We start from the raw sequence: 16207 nt of genomic DNA on the forward strand, positions 1-16207 counted from the left end.
AAAAAATATAATAGTCGTTAATGACTCTCATCATTTCTTGCTTCATTTATTTCAAAAACAATGTCTTGTGTAAGCTTCGATAATGGTCGTTTATGTATGTCATCTCTGGAAAGAGGAACTCCAAATAACAACTCTTTGACTTCTTCGGAAGAAGAAAAAATCTGAGGAAAACTTGTTCGTAAACTGTTTATATACACATCCGAAAACACTTCTGATTTTCGAATAATATCGAAAACAATATCATTATGCAATTCATATAACTTTGAAATTTTAAGCGTTTCGAGTTGATCAGAATACAAATCTTCCGTCGGAGTTGTTTCAACAATTATTGAGTTTTTATTTCTTAAAAAATCCGAATTGATGGGTTTATAAGAGAATCTCATAATATCTATTGCTTTATTTTTCTGATCGTATGGATAAAAATCAAAATCGTTTGTTCCCTTTAACCTATTACAGGTTGAACAGCATGGTATAAGATTGAAAAATGAAACTGCAAGTATTGGATATTTCTCCTTGCTAAAAAAATGATCCAGTTGACAAGTGATGACATTTTCATTTGAAAAAATATAGTTTCTATTACAATATGGACATACAGATATTCCCACTTTCTTTAATAAAAGCAGTTTAGCTTCTTTATTTTTCGAACTTAGACTATTATACAATGTGTCTTTTATATAACAGGAATTTCTCTTTTTTTCATTTTCATTTTTCTTTTTTCTTTTCCTTTTTTTATTTTCTGCTTTATATACTTTATTGTGGTTGTATAAAAAACAATTGTATTGGTCTAAATGATTATCATCAATTTGTTTTTTTAGTTTTTGTAATTCACTATAGTCAGCCTTGACAACTTCCTCAAAAGAATACGGCTCTCCATTATCTTTTCTAAGATAATCTTGACACCATTTTTCAATTTGTTTCTTTTTTTCATCATCCATTTTATCAGTCAATATGCTATAATATTTTGATAAAGCATTACTGTCAACTTTATCTCTTAAATCAATAAAAATCATGTAAATCCACCTCACATTCTCATATTACCATAGATATATAGACTGCGCAACAAATAATTCAACATAAATAATACAACACTTACGTCTAAAGTAATACTTGATTCCTATTTGAATATATTCAAAAATAAAACTACTCCGCTATGACTTAAAACAGTCACTGCGGAGTATAGAGTTATCTTTGTTTACCGCATCACAAATATTGCGATAAATATCTCTTATTATCTTTTGTTTGAGTTGTCAAGAAGAAAAACTTATTTCTTGAAAGCTTTCCTCATCAGCTTGTTTAATATAGTTATCCGCCCCGCTATCACTGTAAACGTATACAAAATGCACAGGTGGTTTTCTTAGGCAAAAGCTTTGGCATACGTATCTAATACATCACTGATAGGTTATTCTTTTACTTACAACCACTGTTTTGACACCTTATTTTCTTTAGTAGAATTGATCAGTAAGTACCAGGCAAATTCCTCAATAGTATCATGATTTGTTGATAAAAGGAGTAAACGCAGAACGCATTACGATAACTAAATCAACAATCTTATTCATCAGTTCCGGGTAATTATCTTGCTTGTTGTAATTCAAACCGGGAATGTATGTGCAGATTATTGCAGCCTTTTTACCATCGAGCCTGTCCCAAACGAAATGACAACCTGCAATATCTTCGATTTCATCCTTGTGTTCAAAAAAATTATCATACAATTCCTTATTATCGGGAACCCAAACTCCAACTCTGATTCTATGTTCTTTGTTCACCAAATCTATCGAAATATGGCATTGTGATGAACCGATTGCAACGGAGTACCAATGATCAGGTGTCGCCTTGCGTTTATTGAACGGCTTACCTCTTTGTTCTATCACATCATTGAACTGTGTCCAGAACTGAATTCGGTTTGTTTGTGTTTCGTTCAATTCTCCTTTATGAGCAATTGATTTGACGGTTTTGGCAAAATCATTTGGCTGCTCGACAATCTTGAACATCGGCGCAGGAGCGGAATCGCCAATGGTATATGCATGCACCTCAATTAAGAAAAATGATAAGTCATCATCAGTGTGTTTGTTCAGCCATTCGATCGCACTGGCGTGTTCATCTCTGGCTTTCGCCACAATCCATACCACAACGCTGGCATCTAATCCGGAAGCGTAAGTAATAATCTTTCCGAGATGGTCGTGATTCGTCTGCTCAAGTTGGTTTTCAATCAGAACGGATTTGCCTGTGAGTTCATCTTTGCAGATAATATCACAACGGTAACTGCCAACAAACCGTTCCGTGTCAACATCCGTCAGTGAGAGGTTCATTTCTTCTCCAAGAGCCCGAATGTTCTCTTCTTCGGCAAGCCACTTTGAAAAATCATATTGCTCATGCGGCCATACAGAACGTATATCAACCTCTTTTATTCTACCGAGTTTCATTTTGCTCCTAGTCCTCCCCAAGCAGTTACAAACTAAACCACCGTTCATATTTTGCTCTTTGGTAGAGTATACCAAAGCTATTTTTAGTTTACACCACTCATAGAATTATTGCAATGATTTATCGAAAATAGTATGAAACAATTTGAGCGTGAGGAGAAAAATCGCTTTGATTTCTTACAACTCAAACCCGTCTGTGATCCCGTTGAGCATATTCGTATCGCGTTTAACGTAGTAGAGTTCGGTGATTTCCGAGGTGGTATGGCCGAGGAGGTCGGCTACTTGCTTGGGGGTGAGGGATTTGATTTTGCCGTCTTTGTCTTTGACACCGTTGATCAATCGGGTTGCGAAGGTGTGGCGGAGGCTGTGGAGACCTTTTGTTTCTATGCCGGCGGCGGTGAGGATTCTGTAGAATCTTTTGCGGAAGTTGACGGGTCGGGTGACTTCGCCGTGGTCGTCGGGGATCAGAGGACTGTCCTCGCCGAAGTAGAATTCTTTGCGGAGGTCTTTGATCATCTCTATTGCTGTATCGTTAAGAGGGATGTCGCGTTTGCTGGTGGCGCTCTTGAGTTTGCCGACGATCACCTCTCGCCCACTCTTTCCGGTGACGCCTTCGCGTTTGGAAGCCTCTTTCACACCGCGCTGAACGTGCATGACGCGGTTGTCTAAGTCGATGTCGGAGTTGAGTAAACCGAGGGCTTCGCCCGTTCTTAATCCTGTGTTCAACATCAGAATATACGCTGCCGCTTGTTGGTATTTTCTCTTGCCGTTGCCGAACACACTGAATGCTTCCGCCTTGAACTTTTCAATTTCTTCCTCTGAAAAGACCGTGATGGTCTCCGTCGGAGGGAGATTTTCTTTGCCCTGGGCTGACATAAAGTTGGCTTTCTTGAGCATTTCCACGTTTGCCATCGGGTTTTTCTTAATGATTTCCTGCTGATAAAGGTATCGAAAATACTCGTTGAGCAGCGTATAAACCTTCTTGACCGTCGTGTAAGCGTAGCCCTCGGTCATCCAATAGTTGAGCAGCTTTTTGATATCCGCGGCTGTGATATCGCCGACGACCTTCTTGCCAAGTTGAGGATAGATCTGGTTTTTGGCGATGGATTCCGCTCTGTCGTATGTCGTTCGTTCCACTGCCGGGAACTTGAAAACCTGTAACCAATTCTGCAAACTCTCCTGCAAGGTCTTTAAGGATTCTACAGAATCGTTTTTATCCTCGTTGAACTCCACGATATATTTTTTCATTTTCTTATTGACTTCCGCTTTCGTGGTACCGGAAAAGCTCTTGCGCTTTCGCTCGCCGTGCTCATCCTTGTACCAGACAACGCCGCACCAGCGACCGTCGGTGCGCTTAAATGCGCTGCCGTTTGTGAGTATTTCACGTTGTGACATGGCAGTTCACTCCCTTCTTTAGCTCAACAATATACCACAGGTTTTTGCGAATATCCAGACTTATTTTTCGTTGTACCAGCCCTTTGCGATATCGTCGAGCTTGATTTTACCGCGCGTTCTGCGTACATTATTGATGGCTTTCCGGCGCATTTCATCCAGTTCATCATCAGTAAACTCATGCGTCTGCGCGATGTAACGCATCATCATTTCGAGCTGAACCGCGTATCGAAACAGACCTTTTGAGATCGCCTTCGCGTTGCTTTCCGTGGCCGCTTCGATGGCTTTGGCGAGCTTTTCGCTCATCACATCGCCGCCTGATTTGATAGCTTCGTCTGCAATCAGGTTCTCCGCTGCCCTTTCAAAGAACTCATTTCGCGAGTGAAATCCGTACTTTTTGATGAACGTATCTACCGTTTTCACCGTTTGTTTATCAAGGTACAAACTTACCCTTTGTTTGTTTTCCGAATCCATATTTTTACCTCCGTCAACCCTCCAAATAAATTACACCAACATGGTGAGCAACCCAAAAATGCCTGTTTTTTCGATGGACATGCGATTGTCGGAAATAACAGCGTTATTTGTTACACCAAACCGAAAACAGGTGTCAACCTAAGAATACTGCACAGGAAACCCTCAAAAACGGCTTGCGGTCGGCGTTGCCGGCCGCTGTGAACCGCAGCGGCGCTCATAAAAGCGTCGCTGCTTTCTCCTGTTTGCCACCCGATTTTGGTACCCACTTTCGGTTTGTGCAATACTAACAGGCACTTGCTGCTATTTGTTTCTGCCGAAATTATTAAGCTGGCGCCTGTGAAAGGCTTCTATTGCGTGCTTGATCGGCAGAATCCTGAACATCAGATTCCCATTTCGAAGCGACCCGTTGTGATGCTCCACAACGGTATGCTCTGTTTCGATGAGCTCCTTCTCTTCTAACAGCCTGACGTATTTCATGACTGTATTTTTGCTGCCCATCTTCAATGCTTCTCCGATCGTTTTGAACGCCGGATAGCAGGTGAAGGTTTTCCTGTCCTCCATCCGCATCAGGAAAGCGTAGAGCGCAATCTCTTCTGCGGTTAGATCCATATTGAAGATTTCATTCGGCAGCATGAAATAATTTCCTTGCTTTGGCTGTGACATAATGCCACCGCCTGTTCACTCACTCCTATCCTACTTTGAAACGTTTTTGTTGATCCATTCGATAAATCTGTCTCTCGGAACCACGACTCTCGCGCCGATTTTCAGCGTTGGGAAACCTTTTTCCTTCGCTAAAACATACGCGCTTGATTTTGAGATGCCGAGAACCTCCGCGACGTCATGCACGGATAACATCAGCGGAAGGTCGTCATAGTTTTTGTACATTCATTTACCTCCACATTTTTCGAAAAGAAAAGCCGATGGCGTCAAGGCTTTCCCTGACTGCTCACGGCTGTTCACAACTGATTCGGTTGTCTTTTGATGCCCCCTCACTACCTTGATGATTCTTTCGCTGTTTTCTTTTCACTATTATTTTAACATAGCTCAAAACAAAAGTCAAGGAAAGTCAGAGTTGGATTTTGTCGACGGCTCTTGACAAATATTCGGCTTGTTTATAGAATAGAATCAGAACAATTTTGGAGCGATTATATGAGCTATATCACCACCGTGACCGGCAAACATTTTTATCCGCTGAATCCAAATCCGCAGGATATCGACATTGAGGACATCGCGCACCCGCTGTCGCTGATTTGCCGCGCGAACGGACATTTCAAATACTTTTACTCTGTTGCCCAGCACTGCATCGCCTGCGCTGAGGAGGCGGTTGAGCGCGGGTGTTCTGTGGAAGTGATCCTCGGCTGCCTGCTGCACGACGCGAGCGAGGCGTATCTGTGTGATGTGACGCGTCCGGTCAAGAAGCATATCACTCAGTATCTGCAGGCGGAGGAAAAGCTGCAGGAAGTCATCTGGAAACGCTTCATCGGTAGGGAGTTGACGGACGTCGAGAAAAAACAAATCTTTGAGATCGACGATCATACCCTTTCACAGGAATTTCACCTGCTGATGCCTGAGGACTTGAACGAGGAATACTTCAATCTGCAAAGTGAGTGCGCTTGCGAGTACCAAGACCCGCGGGAGGTCAAAGAGCGGTTTATTCAATTTGCGCGTATTTTGAAATACGAGATCACTATGCGCGAAACAGAAAAGCTTTTGCGGGCAAAAGAAAACGCCGACAGGCTACAAAGCCTTATCAGCGAATTGGAAGCTTATTATACAAGCGACGAGTGGAAGCGGGATTTCGCTGACGATGAAAAAGGACTGCTCCCGAAAAAGCTGCCGCGCGGTGTGCTCTCCGAGGACGGGATTTACAATTTGTTAGATTCATACCGCGAAAGAGGAAGTTAAAATGAGCATCTGGAATCCGTGGCACGGCTGTCACAAAATCAGCGAGGGCTGTCTGAACTGCTATATGTTCCGCCGCGATGCAATGTATGACAAGGACAGCACCGTCGTCACCAAAACTGCGAACTTCAACGCGCCTGTCAAGCGCAAACGCGACGGCAGCTATGCGATACCGAGCGGCGTGGTTTACGCCTGTATGACCTCCGATTTCTTTATTGAGGAAGCGGACGATTGGCGGCTGGACGCGTGGCGCTTCATTCGCGAGCGCAGCGACCTGCATTTTGTCATCATCACCAAGCGCATCCACCGATTCGAGGTGAGCCTGCCCGATGATTGGGGCGACGGCTACAACAACGTGACCGTCTGCGCCACCTGTGAAAATCAAAGGAGAGCGGACGAGCGTATTCCGCTGCTGCTTAGCTTTCCAATCAAGCACCGCAAAATCGCACACGAGCCGATGCTGGAGCGCATCGATATTGAGCGATATTTGGAAAGCGGTCTGATTGAGGAAGTCACCTGCGGCGGTGAGTCGGGAGACGCAGCCAGGCCCTGCTGCTACGACTGGATTCTCGACGTCCGGGAACAGTGCCGCAAAACCGGTACGTCGTTCCATTTTCATCAGACGGGCGCGAACTTCATCAAGAACGGCAGACGATATCTTATCCCGCGAAAAAAGCAAATGTCTCAGGCACGCAAGGCAAATATCGACATCCGATAAAGGAGATAATTTATGACATTATACATCAACTGCTGTGTCCGCGAGGAATCGAGAACCGAACGATTAGCGCAGGCTGTTTTGCAGAAGCTCGGCGGAGATTTCACGGAGCTGAATCTTTACAACGAAAACCTCAAGCCGCTTGACGGAGAAATGTTGAACAAGCGCACCGCGCTGATCGAGCAGGGCGACTACAGCGATCCGATGTTTGACTATGCGAAGCAATTTGCAAGTGCGGATACAATCGTCATCGCCGCACCGTATTGGGATTTATCCTTTCCAGCATCGTTGAAAACCTACATTGAAAACATTTACGTCACCGGCATCGTTTCCGCTTATAACGAAAGTGGTCTGCCTGTCGGCTTATGCAAGGCGACGGAGCTTTACTACGTCACGACTGCAGGCGGTCCCTACGACCCGACCTACAGCTACGGCTATATCGAGAGCCTTGCAAAAAACTTCTTCGGGATTCCGGAAACGCACTTGGTAAAAGCCGAAATGCTTGACATCATCGGCAACAACGCGGAAGAGATTTTGAATCAGGAAGTCAGCAGAATTTTGGGAAACGCTATTCTTTGATTTAGCGCGGCAAAAATTGAGATGCGCTCAAAAATCGCCGACACCGCGCAAACATCCTCAGTCGGGTACTCACCCTACTTTCCGTAACAAATCGCACACAGGGCGACACACGGCGAAACAGGGCTGAAAAAACAGCTCTGTCCTTTATTCTTAACAGAGCCTTTGTTGCTCACGCAGCGAAAAAATGAGACGTGCTCAAAAATTGCCGACACTGCGCAAGCGATCTCAGTCGGGTACTAACCCTTCTTTCCTCAACAAATCGCACACAGGGCGATACGCGGCGAAACACGCTTAAAAAATCCATTACGCTGAATAAACCGCAAAAGAGTTGCAGCCCCATTTTTCAGGGCTGCGATTTTTTATTCTTCGGTGTGCAACGCTTCCACCATCAGCCTTATTCCCAATCGAAAGCCGTTGATAAAGCCTTCGCATTCGTTCAGACAATTCAGCTCTGTCACCGCGTCTTTGAATTTCCCGAACAGCTCGATTTCGCTTTCATTCATTGTTGCTTTGAGCGCTGCGTCATGCCTGAGAATCAGCTTCGCGAGCCTGTCGCTTTCGCTGTCCTTCTTGATATCGCGTTCGAATGGGTGGATGTTTCCGTAAAATAGTTCTCTGATCGTATCCATGCCGATACCTCCTTTTGCACAACACAATACCACAGTTTTTTGAAAAGTCCAGCGAAAATCTACTTTTTTCACAGCTCAAATTCATCGGTGATTCCGCAGAGCTTATTCGGCTCGCGCCTGACATAATATTTTTCCGTCACAGATGATGTGGTGTGTCCGAGCAGGTCGGCGACCTGCCTTACCGTCAGCGTTTTTAGATTGCCGTTTTCATCTTCAACGCCGTTGATCAGCCGCGTGGCGAAGGTATGGCGCAGACTATGCAAGCCCTTGTGAGAGATTCCGGCGAAATCAAGCAGCGTGTACCATCTCGAGCGGAATGTAGATGGTCTTGTGAAGTCTCCTACTTGATTTGAAATCAGCGGACTGTCTGCACCGAAATATCGATCAGTGCGCAATATCAAAATCATCTCTATTGCCGTGCTGTTAAGAGGGATCGTGCGCTTTGAAGCGGCTGTTTTCATACCGCCGACAATCAACTCGGTTCCGCACGCAGCACCGTCCTTATCGCGTTTGCCGACCTCCTTTACCGCGCGGGTAACGCTCAGCTCTCTTTTATCTAAATCAATGTCGCTGTTGAGCAAACCGAGGACTTCTCCCGTTCTCAATCCCGTGTTGAGCATCAACAAATACGCTGCCGCCTGTTGATGCTTTAATGCTCCTTTCCTGTTCCGTGTAAATACCGCTTCTCTCAAACGACGTATTTCTTCGTCATTCAAGACCGTGACGGCGTCGCTCCGTGCAATAATTTCTCTGCCCTGCGCCGCGAGGAAATTCGCTTTTTTGATCATACGGACATATGCCATCGGATTTTTTGGGATGTGCTCTTCATAGCAGAGATAGCGGAAATATTCTTTGAACAGACTATAGACATGCTTGACGGTCGAATGCGAATATCCCTCATTCATCATTTGCGTCAAGATCCCATTCAAGTCCGCGGATGTGATCTCCGATATGATCATATCGCCGATTCTCGGGTAGATATAGTGCTTGGCGCAATCCTCTTTTCTGTCGTATGTCGCTCTCTCAACCGTGCCGTACTGAAACACCTCCAGCCACTTCTGCATACTTTTTCTCAGCGGCTTCTTCGTTAAATAACGTGAACCGCTATAGCGAACAACGTAAAACAGCAGCTTCCGCTATTATGGCGGGGCTGCTGTTGTTTATGATTGGCTGTTTATGATCTCTTCAAAAGTCCGCGGCGTGTAGTTCATCGCCGGCATCATCACGCCGACGTTGAACATACGGCACGGCGCGTTCAGGCGCTGTTCGGATAATCTGCGGAATTCCTCCGTCAGAATCCATTCGTCGGAATTGTGGACGTGTCCGTAGAAGTGAACCGCGCCCTCAAACCGGTTATTGAAGCTGATGATCGGGTAATGCGAAAGCACAAGCATTTCGTGTCTTCCGTTATGCGGAACTTTCATCTCCAGATAGTCCTGTATGCTCTCAAAGCAATTGCGGAATGCATCATTTTTTAAGAGCTTTTTGTCGTGATTGCCGATGATCAAATGCTTTTTGCCGCGCAGCTTTTTCAGTATTTCAACCGTCTGCTCGGGCTTGAGCCGGCTCACGTCGCCGAGGATATAACACTCGTCATCATCATTCAGTGCGCGGTTCCAGTTTTCAATCAGCGATTTGTCATGTGCTTCGATATCCGCAAACGGCCGTTTGTCGTGTTTGAGCACATTCGCGTGCCCGAAATGCGTGTCGGCTATAAAGAATGATCTTTTCATGGGCGATTGTTTCCTCTCAAATTATGTTGCATTCAGCGAGCGCAACGCACATCAGCACTATTTCAATCTCTTTGATTTTGTGCCCATCAAAAAACAAAGCGCGGGTATTCTCAAGCATATCTCCGAGCAGAGCAGCGTTGCGGCAAAGGCGCAGATAACCGGCACAAGGAACAGCAGAACCGTATTGCCGCTGAAAATATCCGCAAACCAATATTGGAACAGAACGATCCACAAAAAATGCAGACTGAAATACGGAAAAGATCTTTGCGACATGTATTCCGAAACTGAATTTTTATCATCAAGCCTATTCTTTCCGATTCCGATCAGAGCCAATATCATAAACCATTCGGCAAAGGATTTTGCAATCAGGTTGATTGCTTCATAATCCTTTCCCGACCAGATAAACATATACACGTTGGCAGCACTTGCCGCAAGACCGATTGCAAGAGAAATATACCTGTACTTTTCGGCTTTTTCGATTACCTTATCATACGACAAAACATAGTAACCGATCAAAAAAACATAGAGATACTCGGCAAAGCTCTTTCCTCCGACCGACAGCACGCCATACAAAAGCGGGAGCGGTATCACCATCAAACAGATTGCCCAAAACGGGAGTTTTTCCGCCTTTCCCCGGTTTTTGATCATCTTATTTGATAATGCAATGATCCCTACAGACGCCAATGATATGATGAACAGGAAATACAGGAACCAAAACTGCCCGACCGAAAAGCCGCCGTCAAAGCCCGACAAGTCCGTCCATTTTGTAAAGAATACGATATAATGCGCGAAAAATCCGCCTTCGTATGCGCAATTGTTCACATCGCCCATGTAAGACAGTATCGGGCAGAAAACCAGCGTCCCAAACACGAACGGCACGAGCAGGCGTTTTATCCTTTCAATAATGTATTGTCCGTATGTACGTTTCATTAACGCATACCGTGTACTCATACCCGCCAAAAGGAAAAGAAGCGGCATGAAAAACGGACTGAAAAATACAGTAAAACTGCTGATTGCCCGTTTCGGCGCAAAGCATATATAATTCAGCTCGCCCCAAGTATTAAAGGCTTGCGCCGCGTGATACGGAATAAGTAAAAGAACATCCATCCACCTTAAATTGTCTATAAACTGTTTTCTCATATCAACCGTTCCTTACGATAAAAAACGATAGTTATTCACTCTTTATCTCAAAAATACTTAATAGCTTGTTAAGGTTATCTACTGTATAATCAGGCTGTTCATCTTTTGATTTTGGTTCAGCCAACCCACCAAAACCTTGTTTTATCCACACGGTTGTCATTCCGATTTTGTTAGCAGGAATAATATCATTATTGTTCCTCATATTAAACCAAGATTTCCGTCTTGAAAAACTTCTCCTGAAAATCCGTTTTTTCGGTAATCTCTTTCTCGCTGAATGACATATTTTCAGGGCATACTACCCACTTGTCCTCAACATCGTCAAGGCGGTGAATAACCCCGATGACCTTGCCCGTAAATTCTTGAATCGGCTCGTCCACGCCGAGAATATACGCGTCCTGCCACTCGCCGTCGGGAACCGTTATACCCTCAACATAGCCGTAGCTGATCGGATAGAAAATATCCCTATGCTTTGGGTGAACGCTCCCCATCGGTCGGTCGACTGTCACGGTGACAATGGAACCGATGACCGAAGCACAGTTTTTCATTTGCAATGCTCCTTAATTTTTTGCTTTTATCATTGTTTGCTATTTCTGAACTTTTCCAAGCGGTACAGCCGCTCCTCGTCGGGACGGTCAATGCCGTTTTGGTACTCATAATAACCGTTTACGGATGATGGTACTGCCCGTGCTGCTTGGTTTTGCCGTCGCCGTACTGAATGGAAAATTTCGGGCACAGGTGCAGGCAGCGCAGACATAGCGTGCAGTGCTCCTTTATCCAGACGGGCTTACCGTTTTGGATTTCGATCGCCTTTACAGGGCATTGCTTTGCGCACAATCCGCAACCGACGCAGCTGCCCTCAACATAGAAATTACTCGTCCTGCGCGCTTTCAGATACAATTTATCGGACATTGTGCGGACAAAATACGGCGCTTTGGGCGTGGCGTGGTTGCCATTCACCCTCGCTTTGATATTTCCGATCAGCAGCGCGAGGTTTTTGTCGGCTTCTTCATTTTGGCGGCGCACCTTTTCGGCGTCGCTGAGGTCGAACATAGGCGTCCAGTTATCGGGCATTTTCAGGCTGAATGCCGCACTGAGATCAATGCCCTTCTTCTTCAAAAGTTTCTTCGCATCCATTCCGCTGCAGCCCGGTGTTGTTCCGTAGGTCGCAATGGCAAAGGCGTAGTTTTCTCTCTCTGCGGTTATGCTTGCTTTCTCCAGAAACTCGCGCATGATGGCGGGAATTTCCCAAAAGTGCGTGGGAAATACAATGCCGAAAATCTCACCCATTTCCAAAGCGATTTTGCCGCCGCTGTCCTCAACAGATACAGCCGTATCACCGACCGCAGCCGCGATCTGTTCGGCAACATATTTGCAGTTGCCCGTTCCGCTGAAATAGAGTATCATCCGCTCACTTCCTTTTCACCCGGTTTCATTTTCATTCTACCATTTCATTTGAAAGAACACAAGGATTTTAAGAAGTCAAATCAAACGAATCATCCCCTTGACTAATGTTATCATATATGATAACAGTTTGTAAGGCGTCCTGAAAAATCAGCAGCCCTGTTTTTCTGAACAGAGCTGCCGGTTGCGTTCATTTACCAATCATCATCGTCATCCCAAGAGCTGCTAAAGCCGTTGCGATTATCATCATTCCAAGAGCTGCCAAATCCGTTACGATCGTCGTCATCCCAATGGCTGCCAAAACCGTTACGATCATTGTCGTCATCATCCCAGCCTGACACAAAATGCAGCGCACCTGAGTCCATATCCATCGCCATATTATCACCCACGCGCATCATCATATTGCCGTCGGAATCCATTCCCATCGTATCGGATATTTGAAATCCGAAATCACCGTCGTCATGGTCAAAGAACATATTTAATCCTCCTCGTCAAAGTATTCCAACACATAATTGAGCATTTTAAGCGCCGCTTTTTTCTTTGCTTTCTTTTTTGAGGAATCGGTGGCGTTGAACACCTTATCCACATCATCGATCATACACGTTACCTGCCATATAGGGTTGCCGTTTTTGTCGTGGGTTTCCGTGTATTTGTATTCCGGCAATTCAAAATAATCCCGCCGCGCAAGAATTTCAAGCTGATTGATCGCAAGCTGTTCGTCGGGCTCATCGATTTCATCTTTGATGGAATGAAGCAAGCCATTCTCTTTCAGGTATTGATAAGCAAATCTATATACGTTATCCCTTGCCTCGGCGCATTTGTTTCCTGTGGACACAAACTCTTTATGATAATTCCCAAGCGTCAAATGACACACACACAAGCCGCGCGAATTTATAGATGGGTCTACCAAACATTGTAAAGGGGAAAAATATGAGTTAAAGCAAGTTGACGGAACACAGCCATATTCATCTATTGTCCATTGAACCACATCATGCACGTGATTATCATCGAATAATAAATCCTTGGGGCAAAGCATAACCTCAACCACATCCTGCATTTTCTTCAGATCCCAGCCGGAATCAATCGCCACAGCCCCCAATATAGCTTCAAACAAATCCTCTCTAACAGAATCCTTATCGCGAGCACCGTTGTTTTCATCGCTTTTCCCAAGCAACAGATACGGCTCTAAATCCATATCATATATTCTTTGCGCAAGCGTTTGACGGCTGACAAGCAGCTTTCGCAATTCTGTCAGTTTACCCTCGTTGTAATCGGAACAGTATTCTCCATTCTGTCCTGTCGGGCTTCGCCATGTATACATAGGCATGGCTCCGCTTGGCGATATGCGTTTGTCGCTTTTTTCCCGAACACTTCCATACCATTCCGAAAAAAGCTTTCCGACAATAAATTCCAGAACCTTATCGCCATAGAATTCCAAAACCTCATTGTTTTCCACGTTGTGTTCCTGCGAATAGGAACGCCGCACAAAAGCCTGCTCAAGCAGACCTTTGTTTTGAAAAGTGTAGCCTATTTGACCTTCAATTTCTAAATAATCATTTTCGTTCATAAAAAACACCTCTCTGTAATTACTACAAAAAGGCACAAAAACGTCCGACAAGTTGCACTGCTCCCTGGGAAAGCAATGTTCTGTCGGACAAAACAGAATAAATTTAATTCTTTGTTAAAATGTGTTTACTAAGGTTCACTTGCATAAACGGTAATAAACAACTGAAAACAATGTTTCAAATTTATAAAGCCATGCCCTTTTGCTGCTTTTAGTATATCACCCGGCAATATAGATGTCAATCGTTTTCATACCAACAATTTAGAAATATTTCATCTCTCAAAAATCAATTCGTCTCTCATTTTCTTTTGCAAACATGAGAGATGAAACACAAAGGGTCTTTCTTTTTTTGCTTGACTAATCAACGCGGATTGGTTACAATAAAAGCATAGAACCATATCATCGGGGAGGTCTTTTTATGAGTAACAGAGTCTACACGCTTGAAGAAATCGCCGCTATCATAGCTCCTATCGCCGCTCGTTACGGCGTTGACAGAATATATATCTTCGGTTCTTACGCCCGCGGAGAAGCCGATGAAAGCAGTGACATTGATTTGTGCATTGAAGCTGTCGCCATCAAAGGTCTTTTCGCTCTTGGCGGATTGTATTCCGATCTTGAGGAAGCGCTTGGAAAAGAGCTTGATTTGATTACGGTTAAATCATTAAAATATAATGACGACAACGATTTCAAAGAGAATCTGGAAAAGGAACGGGTATTGATCTATGAAGCAGTATAACCGTGACAAAAGCATACTACAGCACATGATTGAGCATTGCGATAAAATTCAAAAGGCGATTAATCGTTTCGGTGATGACTTTGAAACATTCAAAAATGACGACGTCCTGAGAGATGCTGTCAGTATGAACTTACAGCAAATCGGAGAACTCGCCAAGAAGTTTTCGGATGAATTTCTGACCGCAACCCGTCCTGAGATGAACTGGCGCGCTATTACCGGAATGAGAAATCTGTTTGCGCACGATTACGGATCGATGGATATTGAACGCATTTGGGAAACCGCAGTCAACGACATTCCGACGCTGTCAGAGTATTGCAAATGCAAACTTGAATCAGGCATTTATGACTGATAGGTACTCTTTGATTAGGATTCACAAAATAATGATACGTGTTCAAAAACGCCGACACAGCGCAAACACCATTAGGTAGCATTTATAGAACAGATTAAAGATGAACTTGAACCAAACTCCGCATGAGTATGTAGAGGGAGAATAACCTTTATGGGCAAATTTTCCAAACACTGTTTGGAAAATCTACGGATATAATGTGTTGTGACGCGAGGAGATTTGCATGACAAAACAAGAAGTAAAACGATTCTTAAAATCACACCGCAACTTGGAATATTCCGCAGCAAAGTTTGAATACTCAATGTTTTTATACAAAGACATCGAAGAAGAAATGAATGAATTTGTGGCAAAAACGGTTCCCGGAAAGGAACCGGAAAAAGCAGCAAATTTGCAAATGATAGCAGAAGCAAAAAATGCTGAGGATATTGTAAAGCTCATGCGAAAAGAGACGCTTGTGGGAGACAGATTTGAATTAGTACAAAAGGCTCTTGAAATGGAAGAAGAGACGCTTCCTCTTATCCAAAAACGAGCGCTTACCAACAGACATGATGTTTTTATTGAAAACACACTCAAGTATCTTCTGCATTGCAAAACTAATTGCTGTGCTTGGATATTGGAAAATTATCAGAATTTTAAAAGCGAATATTTGAAATCTATGCTTTGCTTGGTATTAGGCTTTCGTGGTGACGTCAGCATGATAGACTTTTTGATGAGTGAAGCGGAACGGTTGGAGAACGAGTATCCAGACGAATCCTTTGATCAGGGACCCACATTGGCTGTTCAAGAGTTGGCAGTCAGATTTTTGAACTGAGTTTTTGAAATCGCTTATCTTTGATTAAGCGTCGCAAATTTTGATTTCTATGCTCAACGTCGGTGTATACCCAGAGCATCACTCTCGCTCCGTTTCCATCAAAATTCTTTTGCAGAATAACCAATAGCATCAAAATAGCATCAATAATATCTCGCAGGGTCAAAAATGGCTTGAAATCGGCATATCCATGTGCTTTTCGGGCTCTCTACATCGCCTCCAAAACCGCGTGCCGAGGGTTCAAATCCTTCTGCCCCTGCCATTCAAAAAACGGCTTAAACACTGCGTTTAAGCCGTTTTTCTATTGCGTTTGCATTCATATTTACAGGGCTTTTTCTACCGTTTTTCTACCAAAATATCGCATGAAATGC

Annotated in this window: 21 protein-coding genes; 6 read left to right on the plus strand and 15 right to left on the minus strand. The window is 44.1% G+C overall.

What is annotated here, in order from left to right:
- Nucleotides 1-17: 17 nt before the first annotated feature.
- From AB1I49_RS07900 to AB1I49_RS07925, 6 genes are all read right to left on the minus strand, one after another.
- On the minus strand, nt 18-1010 hold the full coding sequence (locus AB1I49_RS07900; RefSeq protein ID WP_407720627.1) for a hypothetical protein: 993 nt from the start codon (nt 1008-1010) through the stop codon (nt 18-20).
- Between the two features lie 477 nt (nt 1011-1487).
- Nucleotides 1488-2420 carry a DUF4268 domain-containing protein gene (locus tag AB1I49_RS07905; RefSeq protein ID WP_407720628.1) on the minus strand — a complete coding sequence of 311 codons (933 nt, stop codon included), beginning with the start codon at nt 2418-2420 and terminating at the stop codon, nt 1488-1490.
- A gap of 174 nt (nt 2421-2594) precedes the next feature.
- Nucleotides 2595-3812: a site-specific integrase gene (locus AB1I49_RS07910; RefSeq protein ID WP_407720629.1), complete on the minus strand. Its 1218-nt coding sequence runs from the start codon at nt 3810-3812 to the stop codon at nt 2595-2597.
- 60 nt (nt 3813-3872) lie between these two features.
- Nucleotides 3873-4283, minus strand: a complete 411-nt coding sequence (locus AB1I49_RS07915; RefSeq protein WP_407720630.1) for a ribbon-helix-helix domain-containing protein — start codon at nt 4281-4283, stop codon at nt 3873-3875.
- Nucleotides 4284-4583: 300 nt separating this feature from the next.
- The gene (locus AB1I49_RS07920; protein ID WP_407720631.1) at nt 4584-4946 is read right to left on the minus strand and encodes a helix-turn-helix domain-containing protein; all 363 of its coding nucleotides are present in this window, start codon (nt 4944-4946) and stop codon (nt 4584-4586) included.
- A 30-nt stretch (nt 4947-4976) separates the two neighbouring features.
- Nucleotides 4977-5168, minus strand: coding sequence for a helix-turn-helix domain-containing protein (locus AB1I49_RS07925; protein ID WP_407720632.1), 192 nt, complete (start codon nt 5166-5168; stop codon nt 4977-4979).
- A gap of 264 nt (nt 5169-5432) precedes the next feature.
- Here AB1I49_RS07925 and AB1I49_RS07930 point away from each other — a divergent pair, with 264 nt between their 5' ends.
- The 3 genes from AB1I49_RS07930 to AB1I49_RS07940 are packed head-to-tail and all read left to right on the plus strand — an operon-like array spanning nt 5433 to nt 7479.
- Nucleotides 5433-6188: a DUF4298 domain-containing protein gene (locus AB1I49_RS07930; protein ID WP_407720633.1), complete on the plus strand. Its 756-nt coding sequence runs from the start codon at nt 5433-5435 to the stop codon at nt 6186-6188.
- Nucleotide 6189: 1 nt separating this feature from the next.
- Nucleotides 6190-6903, plus strand: coding sequence for a DUF5131 family protein (locus AB1I49_RS07935; RefSeq protein WP_316613441.1), 714 nt, complete (start codon nt 6190-6192; stop codon nt 6901-6903).
- Between the two features lie 12 nt (nt 6904-6915).
- Nucleotides 6916-7479: an NAD(P)H-dependent oxidoreductase gene (locus tag AB1I49_RS07940; RefSeq protein ID WP_316621025.1), complete on the plus strand. Its 564-nt coding sequence runs from the start codon at nt 6916-6918 to the stop codon at nt 7477-7479.
- Nucleotides 7480-7838: 359 nt separating this feature from the next.
- On the opposite strand, the gene AB1I49_RS07945 is transcribed toward AB1I49_RS07940, so the two are convergent.
- The 9 genes from AB1I49_RS07945 to AB1I49_RS07985 all read right to left on the minus strand — a co-directional run bounded on the left by AB1I49_RS07945 (nt 7839) and on the right by AB1I49_RS07985 (nt 13949).
- The gene (locus AB1I49_RS07945; RefSeq protein ID WP_216523429.1) at nt 7839-8108 is read right to left on the minus strand and encodes a DUF6809 family protein; all 270 of its coding nucleotides are present in this window, start codon (nt 8106-8108) and stop codon (nt 7839-7841) included.
- Nucleotides 8109-8176: 68 nt separating this feature from the next.
- On the minus strand, nt 8177-9172 hold the full coding sequence (locus AB1I49_RS07950; RefSeq protein ID WP_407720634.1) for a tyrosine-type recombinase/integrase: 996 nt from the start codon (nt 9170-9172) through the stop codon (nt 8177-8179).
- 96 nt (nt 9173-9268) lie between these two features.
- Nucleotides 9269-9841, minus strand: a complete 573-nt coding sequence (locus AB1I49_RS07955; RefSeq protein ID WP_407720635.1) for a hypothetical protein — start codon at nt 9839-9841, stop codon at nt 9269-9271.
- 57 nt (nt 9842-9898) lie between these two features.
- Entirely contained in the window at nt 9899-10981 is a 1083-nt protein-coding gene (locus AB1I49_RS07960) for an acyltransferase (protein WP_316620817.1), read from the minus strand.
- 31 nt (nt 10982-11012) lie between these two features.
- Nucleotides 11013-11183 (minus strand): HAD hydrolase-like protein, encoded by a 171-nt coding sequence (locus AB1I49_RS07965; RefSeq protein WP_216523422.1) that lies wholly within the window; start codon nt 11181-11183, stop codon nt 11013-11015.
- A 1-nt stretch (nt 11184) separates the two neighbouring features.
- A complete protein-coding gene (locus AB1I49_RS07970; protein WP_407720636.1) occupies nt 11185-11526 on the minus strand; it encodes an inorganic pyrophosphatase in 342 nt (113 codons plus the stop codon).
- A 118-nt stretch (nt 11527-11644) separates the two neighbouring features.
- Nucleotides 11645-12385, minus strand: a complete 741-nt coding sequence (locus AB1I49_RS07975; RefSeq protein WP_216523420.1) for an EFR1 family ferrodoxin — start codon at nt 12383-12385, stop codon at nt 11645-11647.
- Between the two features lie 191 nt (nt 12386-12576).
- Nucleotides 12577-12858: a hypothetical protein gene (locus AB1I49_RS07980; protein ID WP_407720637.1), complete on the minus strand. Its 282-nt coding sequence runs from the start codon at nt 12856-12858 to the stop codon at nt 12577-12579.
- Between the two features lie 2 nt (nt 12859-12860).
- Nucleotides 12861-13949 (minus strand): ribonuclease III family protein, encoded by a 1089-nt coding sequence (locus AB1I49_RS07985; protein ID WP_407720638.1) that lies wholly within the window; start codon nt 13947-13949, stop codon nt 12861-12863.
- Nucleotides 13950-14364: 415 nt separating this feature from the next.
- On the opposite strand from AB1I49_RS07985, the gene AB1I49_RS07990 reads away from it, so the two are divergent.
- From AB1I49_RS07990 to AB1I49_RS08000, 3 genes are all read left to right on the plus strand, one after another.
- Nucleotides 14365-14682, plus strand: coding sequence for a nucleotidyltransferase family protein (locus AB1I49_RS07990; RefSeq protein WP_407720639.1), 318 nt, complete (start codon nt 14365-14367; stop codon nt 14680-14682).
- Complete coding sequence (locus tag AB1I49_RS07995) at nt 14669-15031, plus strand: HepT-like ribonuclease domain-containing protein (RefSeq protein ID WP_407720640.1); 363 nt, start codon at nt 14669-14671, stop codon at nt 15029-15031. Before AB1I49_RS07990 ends, AB1I49_RS07995 begins: the two co-directional genes overlap by 14 nt.
- A gap of 220 nt (nt 15032-15251) precedes the next feature.
- Nucleotides 15252-15839 carry a hypothetical protein gene (locus AB1I49_RS08000; RefSeq protein WP_330055516.1) on the plus strand — a complete coding sequence of 196 codons (588 nt, stop codon included), beginning with the start codon at nt 15252-15254 and terminating at the stop codon, nt 15837-15839.
- Nucleotides 15840-16207 lie beyond the last annotated feature (368 nt).

Source organism: Ruminococcus sp. NATIVEDY160 (genome assembly GCF_045819885.1).
Taxonomy (GTDB): Bacteria; Bacillota; Clostridia; order Oscillospirales; family Acutalibacteraceae; genus Ruminococcoides.